Annotated in this window: 18 protein-coding genes; 12 read left to right on the top strand and 6 right to left on the bottom strand. The window is 60.6% G+C overall.

Features of this window, described 5'->3' with window-relative positions; translation table 11 throughout:
* Positions 1 to 154: 154 nt before the first annotated feature.
* The gene (locus OC445_RS23900) at positions 155 to 658 is read right to left on the bottom strand and encodes a murein L,D-transpeptidase family protein (protein ID WP_014719790.1); all 504 of its coding nucleotides are present in this window, start codon (positions 656 to 658) and stop codon (positions 155 to 157) included.
* Positions 659 to 694: 36 nt separating this feature from the next.
* Positions 695 to 1,243, bottom strand: a complete 549-nt coding sequence (locus OC445_RS23895) for an NUDIX hydrolase (RefSeq protein ID WP_034128643.1) — start codon at positions 1,241 to 1,243, stop codon at positions 695 to 697.
* A gap of 147 nt (positions 1,244 to 1,390) precedes the next feature.
* Here OC445_RS23895 and OC445_RS23890 point away from each other — a divergent pair, with 147 nt between their 5' ends.
* The 5 genes from OC445_RS23890 (at position 1,391) to purT (ending at position 4,633) form a co-directional block, all read left to right on the top strand.
* Complete coding sequence (locus OC445_RS23890; protein ID WP_032895425.1) at positions 1,391 to 1,993, top strand: CoA pyrophosphatase; 603 nt, start codon at positions 1,391 to 1,393, stop codon at positions 1,991 to 1,993.
* A 35-nt stretch (positions 1,994 to 2,028) separates the two neighbouring features.
* Positions 2,029 to 2,553: a gamma carbonic anhydrase family protein gene (locus tag OC445_RS23885; protein WP_181123960.1), complete on the top strand. Its 525-nt coding sequence runs from the start codon at positions 2,029 to 2,031 to the stop codon at positions 2,551 to 2,553.
* Positions 2,550 to 2,765 (top strand): DUF1289 domain-containing protein, encoded by a 216-nt coding sequence (locus OC445_RS23880; RefSeq protein WP_054898907.1) that lies wholly within the window; start codon positions 2,550 to 2,552, stop codon positions 2,763 to 2,765. Before OC445_RS23885 ends, OC445_RS23880 begins: the two co-directional genes overlap by 4 nt.
* 148 nt (positions 2,766 to 2,913) lie before the next feature.
* Positions 2,914 to 3,381 (top strand): preQ0 transporter, encoded by a 468-nt coding sequence (locus tag OC445_RS23875; protein ID WP_003193971.1) that lies wholly within the window; start codon positions 2,914 to 2,916, stop codon positions 3,379 to 3,381.
* 70 nt (positions 3,382 to 3,451) lie between these two features.
* The gene (gene purT, locus OC445_RS23870; RefSeq protein WP_054918313.1) at positions 3,452 to 4,633 is read left to right on the top strand and encodes a formate-dependent phosphoribosylglycinamide formyltransferase; all 1,182 of its coding nucleotides are present in this window, start codon (positions 3,452 to 3,454) and stop codon (positions 4,631 to 4,633) included.
* Positions 4,634 to 4,754: 121 nt separating this feature from the next.
* On the opposite strand, the gene OC445_RS23865 is transcribed toward purT, so the two are convergent.
* The 3 genes from OC445_RS23865 to OC445_RS23855 form a co-directional block, all read right to left on the bottom strand.
* Positions 4,755 to 6,065, bottom strand: a complete 1,311-nt coding sequence (locus OC445_RS23865) for an MFS transporter (RefSeq protein ID WP_003193968.1) — start codon at positions 6,063 to 6,065, stop codon at positions 4,755 to 4,757.
* Positions 6,066 to 6,430: 365 nt separating this feature from the next.
* Positions 6,431 to 7,669 (bottom strand): transporter associated domain-containing protein, encoded by a 1,239-nt coding sequence (locus OC445_RS23860; RefSeq protein ID WP_054898904.1) that lies wholly within the window; start codon positions 7,667 to 7,669, stop codon positions 6,431 to 6,433.
* A gap of 12 nt (positions 7,670 to 7,681) precedes the next feature.
* The gene (locus tag OC445_RS23855; RefSeq protein WP_034115853.1) at positions 7,682 to 8,494 is read right to left on the bottom strand and encodes an inner membrane protein YpjD; all 813 of its coding nucleotides are present in this window, start codon (positions 8,492 to 8,494) and stop codon (positions 7,682 to 7,684) included.
* A 232-nt stretch (positions 8,495 to 8,726) separates the two neighbouring features.
* Here OC445_RS23855 and ffh point away from each other — a divergent pair, with 232 nt between their 5' ends.
* From ffh to OC445_RS23825, 6 genes are all read left to right on the top strand, one after another.
* The gene (ffh, locus tag OC445_RS23850) at positions 8,727 to 10,103 is read left to right on the top strand and encodes a signal recognition particle protein (RefSeq protein WP_003193965.1); all 1,377 of its coding nucleotides are present in this window, start codon (positions 8,727 to 8,729) and stop codon (positions 10,101 to 10,103) included.
* A gap of 251 nt (positions 10,104 to 10,354) precedes the next feature.
* Positions 10,355 to 10,606, top strand: coding sequence for a 30S ribosomal protein S16 (rpsP, locus tag OC445_RS23845; RefSeq protein WP_003175899.1), 252 nt, complete (start codon positions 10,355 to 10,357; stop codon positions 10,604 to 10,606).
* 5 nt (positions 10,607 to 10,611) lie between these two features.
* Entirely contained in the window at positions 10,612 to 11,148 is a 537-nt protein-coding gene (rimM, locus tag OC445_RS23840; RefSeq protein ID WP_003175898.1) for a ribosome maturation factor RimM, read from the top strand.
* Positions 11,130 to 11,903, top strand: a complete 774-nt coding sequence (trmD, locus tag OC445_RS23835; protein ID WP_153475158.1) for a tRNA (guanosine(37)-N1)-methyltransferase TrmD — start codon at positions 11,130 to 11,132, stop codon at positions 11,901 to 11,903. The genes rimM and trmD overlap by 19 nt, the downstream gene beginning before the upstream one ends.
* A gap of 45 nt (positions 11,904 to 11,948) precedes the next feature.
* Complete coding sequence (rplS, locus tag OC445_RS23830; protein WP_003175895.1) at positions 11,949 to 12,299, top strand: 50S ribosomal protein L19; 351 nt, start codon at positions 11,949 to 11,951, stop codon at positions 12,297 to 12,299.
* 82 nt (positions 12,300 to 12,381) lie between these two features.
* Positions 12,382 to 12,795 (top strand): acyl-CoA thioesterase, encoded by a 414-nt coding sequence (locus tag OC445_RS23825; RefSeq protein ID WP_003193963.1) that lies wholly within the window; start codon positions 12,382 to 12,384, stop codon positions 12,793 to 12,795.
* Here the strand turns inward: OC445_RS23825 and OC445_RS23820 are convergent, their stop codons facing one another.
* Entirely contained in the window at positions 12,796 to 14,604 is a 1,809-nt protein-coding gene (locus tag OC445_RS23820) for a cation:proton antiporter (RefSeq protein WP_014719784.1), read from the bottom strand. It abuts the gene before it with no gap.
* A 107-nt stretch (positions 14,605 to 14,711) separates the two neighbouring features.
* Between OC445_RS23820 and xerD the strand changes: the two genes are divergently transcribed.
* Entirely contained in the window at positions 14,712 to 15,608 is an 897-nt protein-coding gene (gene xerD, locus OC445_RS23815) for a site-specific tyrosine recombinase XerD (RefSeq protein ID WP_020301360.1), read from the top strand.
* Positions 15,609 to 15,726 lie beyond the last annotated feature (118 nt).

Below are 15,726 nucleotides of genomic sequence, written 5' to 3'. Positions count from 1 at the left end.
TCAGGGCACTTTAATGGGGCTTGGTATCAAGTGGTATTAGAGAGGTCTTTGTGGCGCGCACAAGTGCAGGGTCCCGCGCGGTGAACTGGTATTCACCGGCAGGCGCTGCCTGGGGCAGGAATTATTTTCGAATTATTTTACGAACGGCACGCGATTACGGCCGAATCTCGATGAGGGTGCCGTCTTTGACCAGGTTCCACACTTCGCGCATATCCACATTGCGCATGCCGATGCAGCCGTCGGTCCAGTCCAGGGTGTGGAACCACTGTTCCGGGTAGTCTTCGGTGTCGGGGGTGCCGTGGATCATGATCATGCTGCCCGGCTTTACGCCTTCGCGGCGGGCGCGGGCGGCGTCGCTGATGTTCGGGTAGGAAATGTGCATGGCCAGGTTGAAGCGGTCGCTGGTCTTGCGCCAGTCGATCCAGTAGAGGCCTTCGGGCGTGCGGCGGTCACCTTCGATCAGCTTGTGGCCCTTGGGGTTCTTGCCCAGGGAGATGCGATAGGTCTTGAACGGCTTGCCGTCGTTGATCAGCTGCAGCTGGTGGGCGGACTTGAGCACCAGGACTTTCTCGACCGTTTTACCGCCAAGGGTTTGCACCGTGGAGGCCGGGGACAGCGTGGCGAACGACAGGCAGATCAGAGCAAGCAACCAACGCATTGAAACGGTATCCCTTTGGCGACATTGGCCGGCTTGTTATTGGGCGGGCTTGGACAGCGGTGGCACAGATTCGCTACGTACCGGGTATGCCTGTTGGCGACGGTCAGCGAAGAAGCATTCTAAGGTACGCCCGACCGTGCGGAAAGCCAGCTCGGACCAAGGGATATCGGCTTCGTCGAACAGCCTCACTTCCAGGCTTTCCTGGCCAGCGGCAAAGTCCAGGTCGATCAGTTCGGCGCGGTAGAAGATATGCACCTGGCTGATGTGCGGCACATTGATCAGGGTATAGAGGCTCAGGTTGCGCACCCGGGCGCAGGCTTCTTCCAGGGTTTCACGCATGGCCGCCTGCTCGACGGTTTCGCCGTTTTCCATAAAGCCTGCGGGCAGGGTCCAGTAACCCAGGCGTGGCTCGATGGCGCGGCGGCACAACAGCACTTGGTCGCCCCATACCGGCAGGGTACCGGCGACAATATTGGGGTTCTGGTAATGAATGGTCGAGCAGTGGTCGCATACATAGCGCAGGCGTGCGTCGCCTTCGGGAATGCGTTGGGTCACCGGTTTGCCGCACTGGCTGCAGAAATTCATGCTGGGGTTCCTGGACAATGGGCACATCTTGGCTTGGTGCCGGGCGTTCCTGCAAGTTGTCGTTTAGCGACAGCCCTGCGGTTTTGGGGTTGGGCGCGTGCACGCTTTGGTGCATGATGCAAGGTAGCCAACAGACCGAGATGACTCATGCTGGACGAGCTACTTCGCCGGGTAAGCAACCACACCCCCCATACCCTGGAAACCGACGGGCGTTTCCCCGAGGCTGCGGTGCTGGTGCCGATTACCCGCAGTGACGAACCCGAGCTGATCCTGACCCTGCGCGCCAGCGGCCTGTCGACCCACGGTGGCGAAGTGGCCTTTCCCGGCGGGCGCCGCGACCCTGAAGACCCGGACCTGATCTTTACCGCCTTGCGCGAAGCCGAAGAAGAAATCGGCCTGCCGCCGGGGCTGGTTGAGGTCATAGGCCCGTTGAGCCCGCTGATTTCCCTGCACGGCATCCGCGTAACGCCCTATGTAGGTGTGATCCCCGATTACGTCGAATACCTGGCCAACGACGCCGAGATTGCCGCCGTTTTCAGCGTGCCTTTGGATTTTTTCCGACAGGACCCACGCGAACATACCCACCGCATTGATTACCAGGGCCGTAGTTGGTACGTGCCAAGCTACAGGTTCGGCGAATACAAAATCTGGGGGCTGACAGCGATCATGATCGTCGAGCTGATCAACCTGCTCTATGACGATGCCAAGATCAGCCTGCACCAGCCGCCCAAGAGCTTCATCAATCTATAAGCCATCGTTCAAATGGCATGCCGTGAGGAAAAACCATGAAATACCGCCTGGGCGACGCCCGCGTCGAGACCCATCCCGACAGTTGGGTTGCACCGAATGCCACGCTGGTAGGCAAGGTCAAGCTGGAGGAGGGCGCCAACGTCTGGTTCAACGCGGTGTTGCGCGGCGATAACGAGCTGATCCTGATCGGCAAGAACAGCAACGTGCAGGACGGCAGCGTGATGCACACCGACATGGGTTACCCGCTGACCCTCGGCACCGGCGTGACCATCGGCCATAACGCCATGCTGCACGGCTGCACCGTTGACGACTACAGCCTGATCGGTATTAACGCAGTGGTGCTCAACGGCGCCAAGATTGGCAAGCATTGCATCATCGGCGCCAACTCGCTGATCGGTGAAGGCAAGGAAATCCCCGATGGCTCGCTGGTCATGGGCTCGCCAGGCAAAGTGGTGCGTGAGCTGACCGAGGCGCAGAAGCGGATGCTCGAAGCCAGCGCTGCGCACTATGTGCATAACTCGCAGCGTTACGCGCGGGATCTGGTTGAGCAGGAAGAATGAGTACGGTTGAACGGCCTGTTGCCTCGCCGTGCGTGAGTATTTGCGCACTGGACGACGACGATATCTGCACCGGCTGTCAGCGCAATGTGGATGAGATTACGCGCTGGAGCCGCATGGACAACGCCGAGCGCCGGCTGGTGCTGGGGTTGTGCCATGAGCGGGCGGTGGCGAGTGGGATAGTGTGGATGACCCCTGGGAAATCTGGCGCCTGACAGGCCGCCATCGCAGGCAAGCCAGCTCCCACCCTTGATGTGTGAGTACCTTCAAATGTGGGAGCTGGCTTGCCTGCGATGAGGCCCTGCCAGACGACATCCTTGTAATTGTGTACCCTGTGCGGCATTGCCCACAGGTCCATCCTCCATGTTTTTCCTGATCGCCTATATCAGCAGCGTCGTACTGATCAACTTCGCCTTCTCCACCGCCCCACACCTGGACGTCATCTGGTCCGCCTGGGGTGGCCTGGTATTTATCCTGCGCGACATGGTGCAAACCCGCTTCGGCCATGGCGCAATCATCGCCATGCTCGCGGCGCTGGTGCTCTCCTATATCACCTCCGACCCGTCCATTGCCCTGGCCAGTGCCACGGCGTTTGCGGTGTCCGAGTGCATCGACTGGCTGGTTTTCAGCATCACCAAGCGCCCGCTGCATGACCGCCTGTGGATAAGTTCGGCGCTGAGCATTCCCCTCGATACCTTTATCTTTTTCGGCCTGATCGGCGCACTGACCCCAGCGGTGGCGGGCACGGCGTTGGTGTCCAAGTTCGCCGGTGTCACCGTGGTCTGGCTGATCATGGCCTGGCGCATCCGCCGGCGGGCAGTCGCCAACTGAGGCCAATTTTTACAGTTCATGTAAAATGCCCGCCTTTCTCCCCCATGATCCGCTCCCCTGAGGACCTGAGATGACCCGAATCGGAACTCCATTGTCGCCAACCGCGACCCGCGTTTTGCTGTGTGGCTGCGGTGAGCTGGGCAAGGAAGTGGTAATCGAACTGCAGCGCCTGGGCGTTGAAGTGATTGCCGTGGATCGCTACGCCAATGCGCCGGCCATGCAGGTGGCGCACCGTAGCCATGTGATCAACATGCTCGACGGGGCCGCATTGCGTGCGGTGATCGAGGCGGAGAAGCCGCATTTCATCGTGCCGGAAATCGAAGCCATCGCCACCGCCACTCTGGTGGAACTGGAGGCCGAAGGCTTTACCGTCATCCCGACCGCCCGTGCCACGTCGCTGACCATGAACCGTGAAGGCATCCGTCGCCTGGCCGCCGAAGAACTGGACCTGCCGACCTCGCCGTACCACTTCGCCGATACCTTCGAAGATTACAGCAAGGCCGTCCAGGACCTGGGCTTTCCGTGCGTGGTCAAGCCGGTGATGAGTTCGTCGGGCAAGGGCCAGAGCCTTTTGCGCAGCGCCGACGACGTGCAGAAAGCCTGGGACTACGCCCAAGAAGGCGGGCGTGCCGGCAAGGGTCGGGTGATCATCGAAGGCTTTATCGACTTCGACTACGAAATCACCCTGCTGACCGTGCGCCACATCGGCGGTACCACTTTCTGCGCGCCGGTGGGCCATCGTCAGGAGAAGGGCGACTATCAGGAGTCCTGGCAGCCGCAGGCCATGAGCCCGATTGCCCTGGCAGAGTCCGAGCGCGTTGCCAAAGCCGTGACCGAAGCCTTGGGCGGCCGTGGCTTGTTTGGCGTGGAATTGTTCATCAAGGGCGATCAGGTGTGGTTCAGCGAAGTGTCGCCGCGCCCCCATGACACCGGCCTGGTGACCCTGATTTCCCAAGACCTGTCGCAGTTTGCCTTGCACGCACGCGCCATCCTCGGCCTGCCGATCCCGTTGATCCGTCAGTTCGGGCCTTCGGCGTCGGCGGTGATCCTGGTGGAAGGGCAATCCACCCAGACTGCATTCGCCAACCTCGGCGCCGCGCTGAGCGAGCCGGATACAGCGTTGCGTCTGTTTGGCAAACCTGAAGTGAACGGCCAGCGCCGCATGGGCGTGGCACTGGCGCGGGATGAGTCGATTGAAGCAGCTCGGGCCAAGGCGACCCGTGCTTCCCAAGCAGTTGTTGTAGAGCTCTAAGCCGCCACGCTCGTCCCCACGCTTTGCGTGGGAATGCCTCTTGTGACGCTCTGCGTCGCGCTTGGGGACGCAGAGCGTCCCTAACTGCATTCCCACGCAGAGCGTGGGAACGAGCATGGGGTCAGGCGACCTTGTTCAAGTCGTTATCCCGCGTCTCTTTCAGGCACAGCACCGCAATCAAACTCAGCAACGCTGCTGCCGATACATATCCCCCGACATAACTCAAACCACCCATCGCCACCAGCTTGGTCGCGAAGAACGGCGCCGCCGAGGCCCCCACGATCCCACCCAGGTTATACGCTGCCGATGCACCGGTATAACGCACGCGGGTCGGGAACAATTCCGGCAGCAGGGCGCCCATCGGTGCGAAGGTCACGCCCATCAAAAACAGCTCCAACGCCAGAAACAGCGCCACGGCCCAGGTCGAGCCATGGGTCAGCAGCGGTTCCATGGTAAAGCCCGACAGAATCGCCAGGACCGCGCCTACAATCAGCACCGGCTTGCGCCCGTAGCGATCACTGGCCAGGGCGGCCAGCGGTGTCGCCAGCCCCATGAACAGCACCGCGAAACACAGCAGGCCGAGGAAGGTTTCACGGCTGTAGCCCAAGGTGGAAACGCCATAGCTCAACGAAAACGCCGTGGTGATATAGAACAGCGCATAGCACACCACCATCGACGCGGCGCCCAGCAGTACCGGCAGCCAATGCTGGCTGAAGAGTTCCACCAGCGGCACTTTCACTGGTTTTTCCTTGGCCACTGCATTGGCGAACACCGGCGTCTCATGCAGTTTCAGGCGCGCATACAGGCCCACCATCACCAGCGCAGCGCTGAGGATGAACGGAATGCGCCAGCCCCAGCTGCGAAATTGCTCGTCATTCAGGCTCATGGCCAAAATCAGGAACAAACCGTTGGCCGCCAGGAAGCCTATCGACGGGCCCAGTTGCGGGAACATGCCGAACCAGGCGCGCTTGCCCTTGGGAGCATTCTCGGTCGCCAGCAAGGCCGCGCCGCCCCATTCTCCGCCAAGGCCCAGGCCCTGGCCGAAGCGCAATACGCACAAGAGGATCGGTGCCCAGGCACCGATGCTGTCGTAGCCCGGCAGCAAGCCGATCAAGGTAGTACATACACCCATCAGTAGCAGTGAAGCCACCAGGGTTGATTTACGGCCGATACGGTCACCGAAGTGACCGAACAACGCCGACCCCAGAGGGCGGGCGATAAAAGCGATACCGAAGGTCAGGAACGATGCCAGCATCTGCGCGGTGCCGGAGGTCTGTGGGAAGAACACCGGGCCGATCACCAGGGCGGCAGCCGTGGCGTAGATGTAGAAATCGTAGAACTCAATGGCGGTGCCGACGATGCTCGCGGTGGCGACGCGGGCGGTCGAGTTGGCAGGTGCGGCGCTCGCAGCCTCTTGGTAGGTGGTGCTCATGACGTTATCCCTGACGGTTATTGCGCGTTTGGACGCGGATTATTATTGGTCGAACACCCATGGATCAGGGTTGTGCGCGGGGCGGCTCGGGATGGGAGCAAACACCGGTCGGACATGGTAAGGCGGTGCCAGGACACGCTGGGTGCGGATAGCACGCGGTCTGGCGGGGCTTGGGTAAGCCGCAGGGATTATAGGAAGGGGGCTAAGGATCCAACAAGGGGCTGGTGAGGATCTATGGCCTGGAACTGGATCAATGTGGGAGCTGGCTTGCCTGCGATAGCATCACCTCGGTTCAACTGAAGGACCGAGTCGCCTGCATCGCAGGCAAGCCAGCTCCCACATTGACCGGGTTGAGCCTGCTGAGGTCAGGCGGCCACTGGCACGTGGCTGGTATGCCAGATCAATACTTTGCTCACCCGGTTGTCCTCGGTCTCGAGGATTTCCAGGCGATAGCGGCCGACTTTCAGGCATACCGCGCAATCGGGAATGGTTTCCAGCGCCTCGGTCACCAGGCCGTTGAGGGTCTTGGGGCCGTCGCTGGGCAGGTGCCAGCCCAGGCTCTTGTTCAGTTCACGGATCGAGGCAGCACCGTCGATGATGTAGCGGCCATCGGGCTGGGCTTCGATATGCGGGTTATCCACCGCCTGATCGCTTTCGAATTCGCCGACGATCTCTTCCAGAATATCTTCCAAAGTGACAATGCCCAGCACTTCACCGTACTCGTCCACCACCATGCCCAGGCGCCGCTGCTGTTTGTGGAAATTCAGCAGTTGCAGCTGCAACGGCGTGCTTTCCGGCACGAAGTAAGGCTCGTGGCAGGCGGCGAGCAGGGCCTCTTTGGTCAGGCTGGCGTCGGGCAGCAGGTGTTGGACCTGCCGGGTATTGAGCACGGCCTGCACCTGGTTGATGTCGCTGTGGAACACGGGCAGGCGGGTGCGCGGTGAGGTGCGCAACTGTTCGATGATGTCTTCTATCGACTCATCAAGGTTGATGCCGTCCACTTCGCTGCGCGGCACCAGGATGTCGTTGACCGTGATGTTGTCCAGGGCATGGATACCTGGCAGGCCGGGAGTGCGGTCGGCGTCGGTGTCGGGCTCTGGGTCGTCATCATGGTCGGGCAGGGGCTCGTCGCTGTTTTTCACCACGCCGGATTTGCGCGCAAACGGGCGCAATAACAGCTGGCTGATGCCATTGAGCAGCCAGGCCAGCGGGTAAAGGATTTTCAGCGGCACGCCCAGCAATGTATTGCCAAAGCCCAGCACTGCTTGGGGGTGACGGGTAGCCAGGGTGCGGGGCAGGTAGTCGGCCAGCACCAGCAGCCCTGCGCAGGAAATCAGCCAGCCTAGCCAGGGCCCGTTCTCTGCCCAGGCATAGATCGCCAGCAGGGTGCAGAGAATCACCACGGCGGCGCGGCACAGGCTGTTACACAGGATCAGGCTATGGCGCGGGAAGCTCAGGCGTGCGGCCGCCTTGTCGCCCTGGCGGGTGCCAGGGCGCAGGGCCAGCAGGTGTTGTTGCGCAGCTTCTATGGCAGTAAACAGCGCCGCCCACAAAATCAGCAGGGCAATTACGGCGAGCATCGGCCCTAAGGGCAAGTTGTCCATGATCACTGCCCGTCAGATATGCAGGATGTATTCGCGAACCAGCTTGCTGCCGAAATAGGCCAGCATCAACAGGCAGAAACCGGCCAGGGTCCAGCGGATGGCCTTGTGCCCGCGCCAGCCGAGGCGGTTGCGCCCCCACAGCAGCACGCTGAACACGACCCACGCCAGGCACGCCAGCAAGGTTTTATGGACCAGGTGCTGGGCAAACAGGTTTTCGACGAACAGCCAGCCGGAGATCAGCGACAGTGACAGCAGGGTCCAGCCGGCCCACAGGAACCCGAACAGCAGGCTTTCCATGGTTTGCAGCGGCGGGAAGTTCTTGATCAGCCCGGACGGGTGCTTGTGCTTGAGCTGGTGATCCTGCAGCAGCAGGAGCAGGGCCTGGAACACCGCGATGGTGAACATGCCGTAGGCGAGGATCGACAGCAGGATGTGGGCGAGGATGCCCGGCTCCTCGTCGATCACCTGTACGGTGCCGGTGGGGGTGAACTGCGCCAGCAGCACCGTGAGCATTCCCAGGGGGAATAGCAGCACCAGCAGGTTCTCCACCGGAATCCGGTAGCAGGCCAGCAGCGTCAGCGCGATGACGGCCGCGGCGATCAGGCTGGCGGCGCTGAAAAAGTCCAGGCCCAGGCCGACCGGGGTCATCAGGTGGGTGAACAGGCTGGCGGCATGGGCTAGCAGGGCCAGCACGCCAAGGCCGACGAGCAGACGTTTGTCCGCTTTGGTGCCTTGGGCCAGACGAGTGCCCTGATAGAGAGTCGCAGCGGCATACAAAATGGCGGCGGCGAGGCTGGGTAGCAAACTGGGTGACAAGGGGAGCATAAATCCTGGTAGGCAAGCCCGAAAGGCGTTGAGTTTGGCACACACCTGCGTTGCACGAAAGACTCCCGGGCCAGACAGCGGGTGTGCATGGGCGCAGTCTTCGCTATAATCCGCGACCTGCCCACGCCGCAGGCTCGGCGAACGCTGTTTTTAATAGCGATTTCCCCCAGCCTGGGCCGCCATTACCTCGGTCTACCTGCATTTCGATGAATAGGGCCTGAAAGGATCGCGCATGTTTGAAAACTTGACTGACCGTCTCTCGCAGACGCTGCGCCACGTTACCGGCAAGGCCAAGCTGACCGAGGACAATATTAAAGACACCCTGCGTGAAGTGCGCATGGCGTTGCTGGAAGCCGACGTGGCTTTGCCGGTGGTGAAGGACTTCGTCAACTCGGTCAAGGAGCGTGCGGTCGGCACCGAAGTGTCCCGCAGCCTGACCCCGGGCCAGGCCTTTGTGAAGATCGTCCAGGCCGAACTCGAAAGCCTGATGGGCGCGGCCAACGAAGACCTGAACCTCAGTGCCGTGCCGCCAGCCGTCGTGCTGATGGCGGGCCTGCAAGGTGCGGGTAAAACCACCACCGCCGGCAAACTGGCGCGCTTCCTCAAAGAGCGCAAGAAGAAATCCGTGATGGTGGTATCGGCCGACGTGTACCGTCCGGCGGCCATCAAGCAGTTGGAAATGCTCGCGGGCGAAGTGGGCGTGACCTTCTTCCCGTCCGACCTGAGCCAGAAGCCGGTCGACATCGCCAACGCGGCTATTAAAGAAGCCAAGCTCAAGTTCATCGACGTGGTTATCGTCGATACCGCCGGTCGCCTGCACATCGACGAAGAGATGATGGGCGAGATCAAGGCGCTGCATGCCGCGATCAACCCGGTCGAGACCCTGTTCGTGGTCGACGCCATGACCGGCCAGGATGCGGCCAACACCGCCAAGGCTTTTGGTGACGCACTGCCGCTGACCGGCGTGATCCTCACCAAGGTCGACGGCGACGCCCGTGGCGGTGCCGCGCTGTCGGTACGTGCCATTACTGGCAAGCCGATCAAGTTCATCGGCATGGGCGAGAAGAGCGAAGCGCTCGAGCCGTTCCACCCTGAGCGTATCGCCTCGCGCATCCTCGGCATGGGTGACGTGCTCAGCCTGATCGAGCAGGCCGAAGCCACGCTCGACAAGGACAAGGCCGACAAACTGGCCAAGAAGCTGAAGAAGGGCAAGGGCTTCGATCTCGAAGACTTCCGCGACCAGCTGCAACAGATGAAGAACATGGGCGGCCTCGGCGGCCTGATGGACAAGCTGCCCAACATCGGCGGTGTGAACCTGGCGCAAATGGGCAACGCCCAGGGCGCGGCAGAGAAACAGTTCAAGCAGATGGAAGCCATCATCAATTCCATGACCCCGGCCGAGCGCCGCGACCCTGAGCTGATCAGCGGTTCGCGCAAGCGCCGGATCGCCATGGGTTCCGGCACCCAGGTGCAGGACATCGGTCGCTTGATCAAGCAGCACAAGCAGATGCAGAAGATGATGAAGAAATTCTCCGCCAAGGGCGGTATGGCCAAGATGATGCGCGGCATGGGCGGTATGTTGCCCGGCGGCGGCATGCCTAAAATGTAAAGTATTCGAGCGCAAGCCTTGCTTGCGCTCCGCCCCACAAGGATGTGGGATCTCCAGCAAACCCGCCGTTGGCGGGCGCTGACTCGCCGTTTTAACCGACGGCTCTATAGCAGATCTGAATGGCACGCTGATAGGCGCCAGAAAAAGACATTTGCAAAAGTCCGGATATTCCTTAGAATATGCGGCCTTTCGGGCACCTATGCCCGCTGTGCATTTAGATTTGCAGCACCGACTACAGGAACGATGTTCACATGCTAACAATCCGTCTTGCCCTTGGCGGCTCCAAAAAGCGCCCGTTTTACCACTTGACCGTAACCGACAGCCGCAACCCGCGTGACGGTTCGCACAAGGAACAGGTTGGTTTCTTCAACCCTGTTGCTCGTGGTCAAGAAGTTCGTCTGTCCGTGAACCAAGAGCGCGTAGCCTACTGGCTGAGCGTTGGCGCACAGCCATCCGAGCGCGTTGCAAAACTGTTGAAGGACTCGGCTAAGGCCGCAGCCTGAGCAATATGAACGCGACGCCAGCTGTTGCTGATGATTTGATCGTTATCGGCAAGATTTACTCTGTTCATGGCGTTCGCGGCGAAGTGAAGGTGTATTCCTTTACTGATCCGACTGAAAACCTGTTGCAGTACAAGACCTGGACGCTCAAGCGCGAAGGGAGTGTGAAACAGGTCGAGCTGGTCAGTGGACGCGGGAGCGATAAGTTCCTGGTCGCAAAGCTCAAGGGTCTTGATGACCGTGAAGAAGCTCGCCTTCTGGCCGGTTATGAGATCTGCGTGCCGCGCAACCTGTTCCCTGAATTGACCGACGGCGAGTACTACTGGTACCAGCTGGAAGGTCTGAAGGTTATTGATCAACTCGGGCAATTGCTGGGGAAAATCGATCATCTTCTGGAAACCGGCGCCAATGATGTAATGGTGGTCAAGCCTTGCGCTGGCAGCCTGGATGACCGTGAACGCCTGTTGCCCTATACCGAGCAATGCGTGTTGGCCGTCGACCTGGCCGCGGGCGAGATGAAGGTGGAATGGGACGCGGACTTCTAAGCGTGGCTAATTTGCGCATTGAAGTGATCAGTTTGTTTCCCGAGATGTTTTCCGCCATCAGCGAGTACGGCATCACCAGTCGGGCGGTGAAACAGGGGCTGTTGCAGCTCACCTGTTGGAACCCGCGAGACTACACGACGGATCGACATCACACTGTGGACGATCGCCCATTTGGCGGTGGCCCGGGCATGGTGATGAAGATCAAACCCCTGGAAGATGCGTTGGTTCAGGCCAAGGCAGCCGCCGGGGAGAAGGCGAAGGTAATTTACCTGTCCCCTCAAGGCCGTCAGCTGAAACAGGCGGCGGTACGCGAACTGGCGAATGAGGAAAGTTTGATCCTGATTGCCGGTCGCTATGAAGGCATTGACGAGCGTTTTATTGAAGCTCATGTCGATGAAGAGTGGTCGATTGGGGACTATGTCCTGTCTGGCGGCGAGCTGCCGGCGATGGTCCTGATAGATGCGGTTACACGACTGCTGCCCGGAGCTTTAGGGCATGCGGACTCCGCGGAGGAAGATTCCTTCACGGATGGTTTGCTGGATTGCCCGCACTACACCCGTCCGGAGGTGTATGTGGATCAGCGTGTTCCCGACGTATTGCTAAGTGGCAATCACGCACACATCCGGCGTTGGCGTTTACAGCAGTCCCTTGGTCGGACCTATGAACGACGCGCCGATCTTCTGGAAAGCCGCTCGCTTTCTGGAGAAGAGAAGAAGCTGCTCGAGGAATACATCCTCGCGCGGGACGATAGTTAACAACGTATCGATGGTAGGTCCATTGACTTACCTTAGGAGCACAGCATGACTAACAAAATCATCCTTGCACTCGAAGCAGAGCAGATGACCAAAGAGATCCCTACCTTTGCCCCGGGCGACACCATTGTCGTTCAGGTGAAAGTGAAGGAAGGCGACCGTTCGCGTCTGCAAGCGTTCGAAGGCGTGGTAATCGCCAAGCGTAACCGTGGTGTGAACAGTGCTTTCACTGTTCGTAAAATCTCCAACGGTGTTGGCGTAGAGCGTACTTTCCAGACCTACAGCCCGCAAATCGACAGCATGGCCGTCAAGCGTCGCGGTGACGTACGTAAAGCCAAGCTGTACTACCTGCGTGACCTGTCCGGTAAAGCAGCTCGCATCAAGGAAAAACTGGCTTAAGTCCAGCTTCCCGATGCAGAAAAAAGCAGCCTACGGGCTGCTTTTTTGTGCCTGAAATTTGCCTATCTGTTGGTATTGACCCATGACCACCCGCCTCGAAGAAATCCAGCGTCGCACCGACCTGTCCGTTACCCACGTGACCAAGGCCGTGTTCCCGCCCACCACCAACCACCACAACACCCTGTTCGGCGGCACCGCCCTGGCATGGATGGACGAAGTGTCGTTCATCACCGCCACGCGTTTCTGTCGCTTGCCTTTGGTGACGGTCTCCACCGACCGTATCGACTTCAATCACGCGATCCCGGCCGGCTCTATCGTTGAGCTGATCGGTCGGGTGATCAAAGTCGGCAACACCAGCCTCAAGGTCGAGGTGGAGGTGTTCGTTGAGAGCATGAGCGCTGATGGCCGTGAAAAGGCGATCCAGGGCGTGTTCAGTTTCGTCGCGATTGACGCAGATAAACGCCCTGTCCCGGTACTGCCTGGCTTTGTTGACTGATTACTCGGCGGTGCTGGCCTGCGGTTGAATCACTGCCAGCAAGGTCCAGCCCGCTACAGGCTTCAAGTTACTCTCGGGCGAGACCACATGCACCCAGCCGCTGGTGTCCCGGGCAAACAGCAAGGTGGCGCGCTCCCCGTGCAACGCCTGGTACTGCTCCCAGCCAAAGCCGTCGGTGAGGCTAGTGCTGTACAACTCGGCGCCTTGGCCCAGTAGGCTGGCCAATTTGGTGTAGCTCAAGGGTTGGCTGCCCAGCAAGTGGCCACGGTGTTCATGGCTGGCCTTGTGCTTGTCGGTGCGACGGTTTTCCTGGCTGCTGGCCAGGGCGAACAGGCGATGGCCGAAGTCATGGCGAAAACGCATGGTGGCCAAGGCATTCAGTTCGCCAGAAGGCGAGAGCGCAAGCAGATGCCCCAGGCCGACCAGGTCCAGATGGGACTCGGCATGCTGGGAGGCCGGGTTACCGAAGTAGGTGGGCAAGCCTTCCATACGACTGGCGCGGATGTTTTCCCAGCTTGAGTCGGTCAGCAGTACGCGGCTGCCCAACTGCTGCAACGCCTTGCCGAGCGCCCGCGCCGGGCCGTTCGCACCCACGATCAGGAAGCCGCTGGGCGCCGGCTCGGCGACTTTCAGCAGGCGGGCCAAGGGGCGTGCCGTGGCGCTTTGCAGCACCACGGTGCCGATGATCACCGCGAAGGTCAGCGGCACCAGCAACAACGCACCTTCGTGGCCGGCCTCATCCAGGCGGATCGCAAAGATCGCTGACACCGCCGCCGCCACGATTCCCCTTGGGGCGATCCAGGCCAGCAGCGCGCGCTCGCGCCAGTTCAGCCCGGAGCCAAAGGTCGAAAGCGCCACGTTCAGCGGGCGTGCAATGAATTGGATGATCAACAGCAGGATCAACACGAACGGGCCCAGGGCGATCATGGCGTTCAGGTCCAGGCGTGCCGCCAGCAGGATGAACAGCCCGGAAATCAGCAACACACTGAGGTTTTCCTTGAAGTGCAGGATGTGCCGTACATCCACGCCTTTCATGTTCGCCATCCACATACCCATCAGCGTGACCGCCAGCAGGCCGGACTCATGCATCACCTGGTTGGAGGCGATGAAGATGCCCAGCACGCCCGCCAGTGTCGCCAGGTTATGCAGGTATTCCGGTAGCCACTGGCGGCGCATGATCTGCCCCAGTACCCAGCCACCGGCGATGCCGAACAGGCTGCCGCAGAGGATGACGCCGCCGAAGGTCAGCAGGCTGTGGCTCAAACCATCGCCCGACGCACTGGCGATGATGAAGCTATACACCACTACCGCCAGCAGTGCGCCAATCGGGTCGATGACGATGCCTTCCCAGCGCAGGATATTGGCGATGGAGGCTTTGGGGCGCACCACACGCAACATGGGCACGATCACCGTCGGGCCGGTGACCAGTGTCAGGGTGCCGAACAGCAGCGCCAGCATCCAGTCGAAGCCCAGCAGCCAGTGGGTGGCCAGGGTGATCACCGCCCAGGTCGAGAGTGCGCCGACGGTGACCAGCCGGTGGACAACGCTGCCGATTTCCTTCCATTCCGACAGGTGCAGGGTCAGGCTGCCTTCAAACAGGATCAGCGCCACTGCCAATGACACCAATGGCATCAACAGAGGGCCGAACATTTCCTGCGGGTCGAGCCATCCGAGTATCGGCCCTGCCAGAATCCCGCTCAGCAGAAGAAACAGAATCGCTGGCAGTTTCAGGCGCCAGGCCAGCCACTGGCAGCCGAGTGCGGCCACGCCAATGCCGCCAAAAGCCAACAAAATCTGTTGTTCGTTCATTAAAGCTTCCTGTTCCTTGAAATAGCGGGCTATGAAAGACTAATGGCTCTTGTCACAGTTCCTTAAATAATACGCGTATTGCCTTGTGCTAAGTCGCTTGAGTGCCCATGCCTGCCATTGACCATCCCCTGATCGACCGCTTCCTCGACGCCCTCTGGTTGGAAAAAGGCCTGTCGGACAACACACGCCAGGCGTACCGCAGCGACCTGGCGCTGTTCAACGGCTGGCTGCAGGAGAAAAACCTCGAACTGATCAATGCCGGGCGCGAGTTGATCCTCGATCACCTGGCCTGGCGCCTGGAGCAGAACTACAAACCGCGCTCCACTGCGCGATTCCTCTCCGGCGTGCGTGGCTTTTATCGCTACCTGCTGCGGGAAAAACTCATTGCCGTCGACCCGACCCTGCAAATCGACATGCCGCAACTCGGCAGGCCGTTGCCCAAATCCTTGTCGGAAGCCGACGTCGATGCCCTGCTCGCGGCCCCGGACCTGAGCGAGGCCATCGGCCAGCGCGACCGTGCCATGCTGGAGGTGCTGTATGCCTGCGGCCTGCGCGTCACCGAACTGATCAGCCTGACCCTGGAGCAGGTCAACCTGCGCCAGGGCGTGTTGCGCGTGATGGGCAAGGGCAGCAAGGAGCGGCTGGTGCCGATGGGCGAGGAGGCGATTGTGTGGGTCGAGCGCTACATGCGCGATGCGCGCCACGAACTGCTGGGTGGGCGCCCCAGCGACGTGCTGTTTCCCAGCCAGCGCGGCGAGCAGATGACCCGCCAGACCTTCTGGCACCGCATCAAGCACCAGGCCAAAGTGGCCGGGATCGGCAAGGCGTTGTCGCCCCACACCTTGCGCCATGCGTTCGCCACCCACTTGCTCAACCACGGCGCGGATTTGCGCGTGGTGCAAATGCTGCTTGGGCACAGCGACTTATCCACAACCCAGATCTACACCCATGTGGCACGCGCACGTTTGCAGGACATGCACGCCAAGCACCACCCGCGCGGATAAAACCGTCAGAAATGGCCCATTTTAGCTGTGGCGGTCTGCCCTCCCGCCCAACTGTGGTAGGCTTTGCCGGTTCGCAAAGGGGACGGCACCCGTTGTGTTCCAGATCAGTATTCTGCTC

This window comes from Pseudomonas sp. Pse35 (genome assembly GCF_024519715.1).
Lineage (GTDB): Bacteria > Pseudomonadota > Gammaproteobacteria > Pseudomonadales > Pseudomonadaceae > Aquipseudomonas > Aquipseudomonas paracarnis.
The sequence above is the reverse complement of the archived record's forward strand: the minus strand, read 5'-3'. Positions and strand labels throughout refer to the sequence as shown.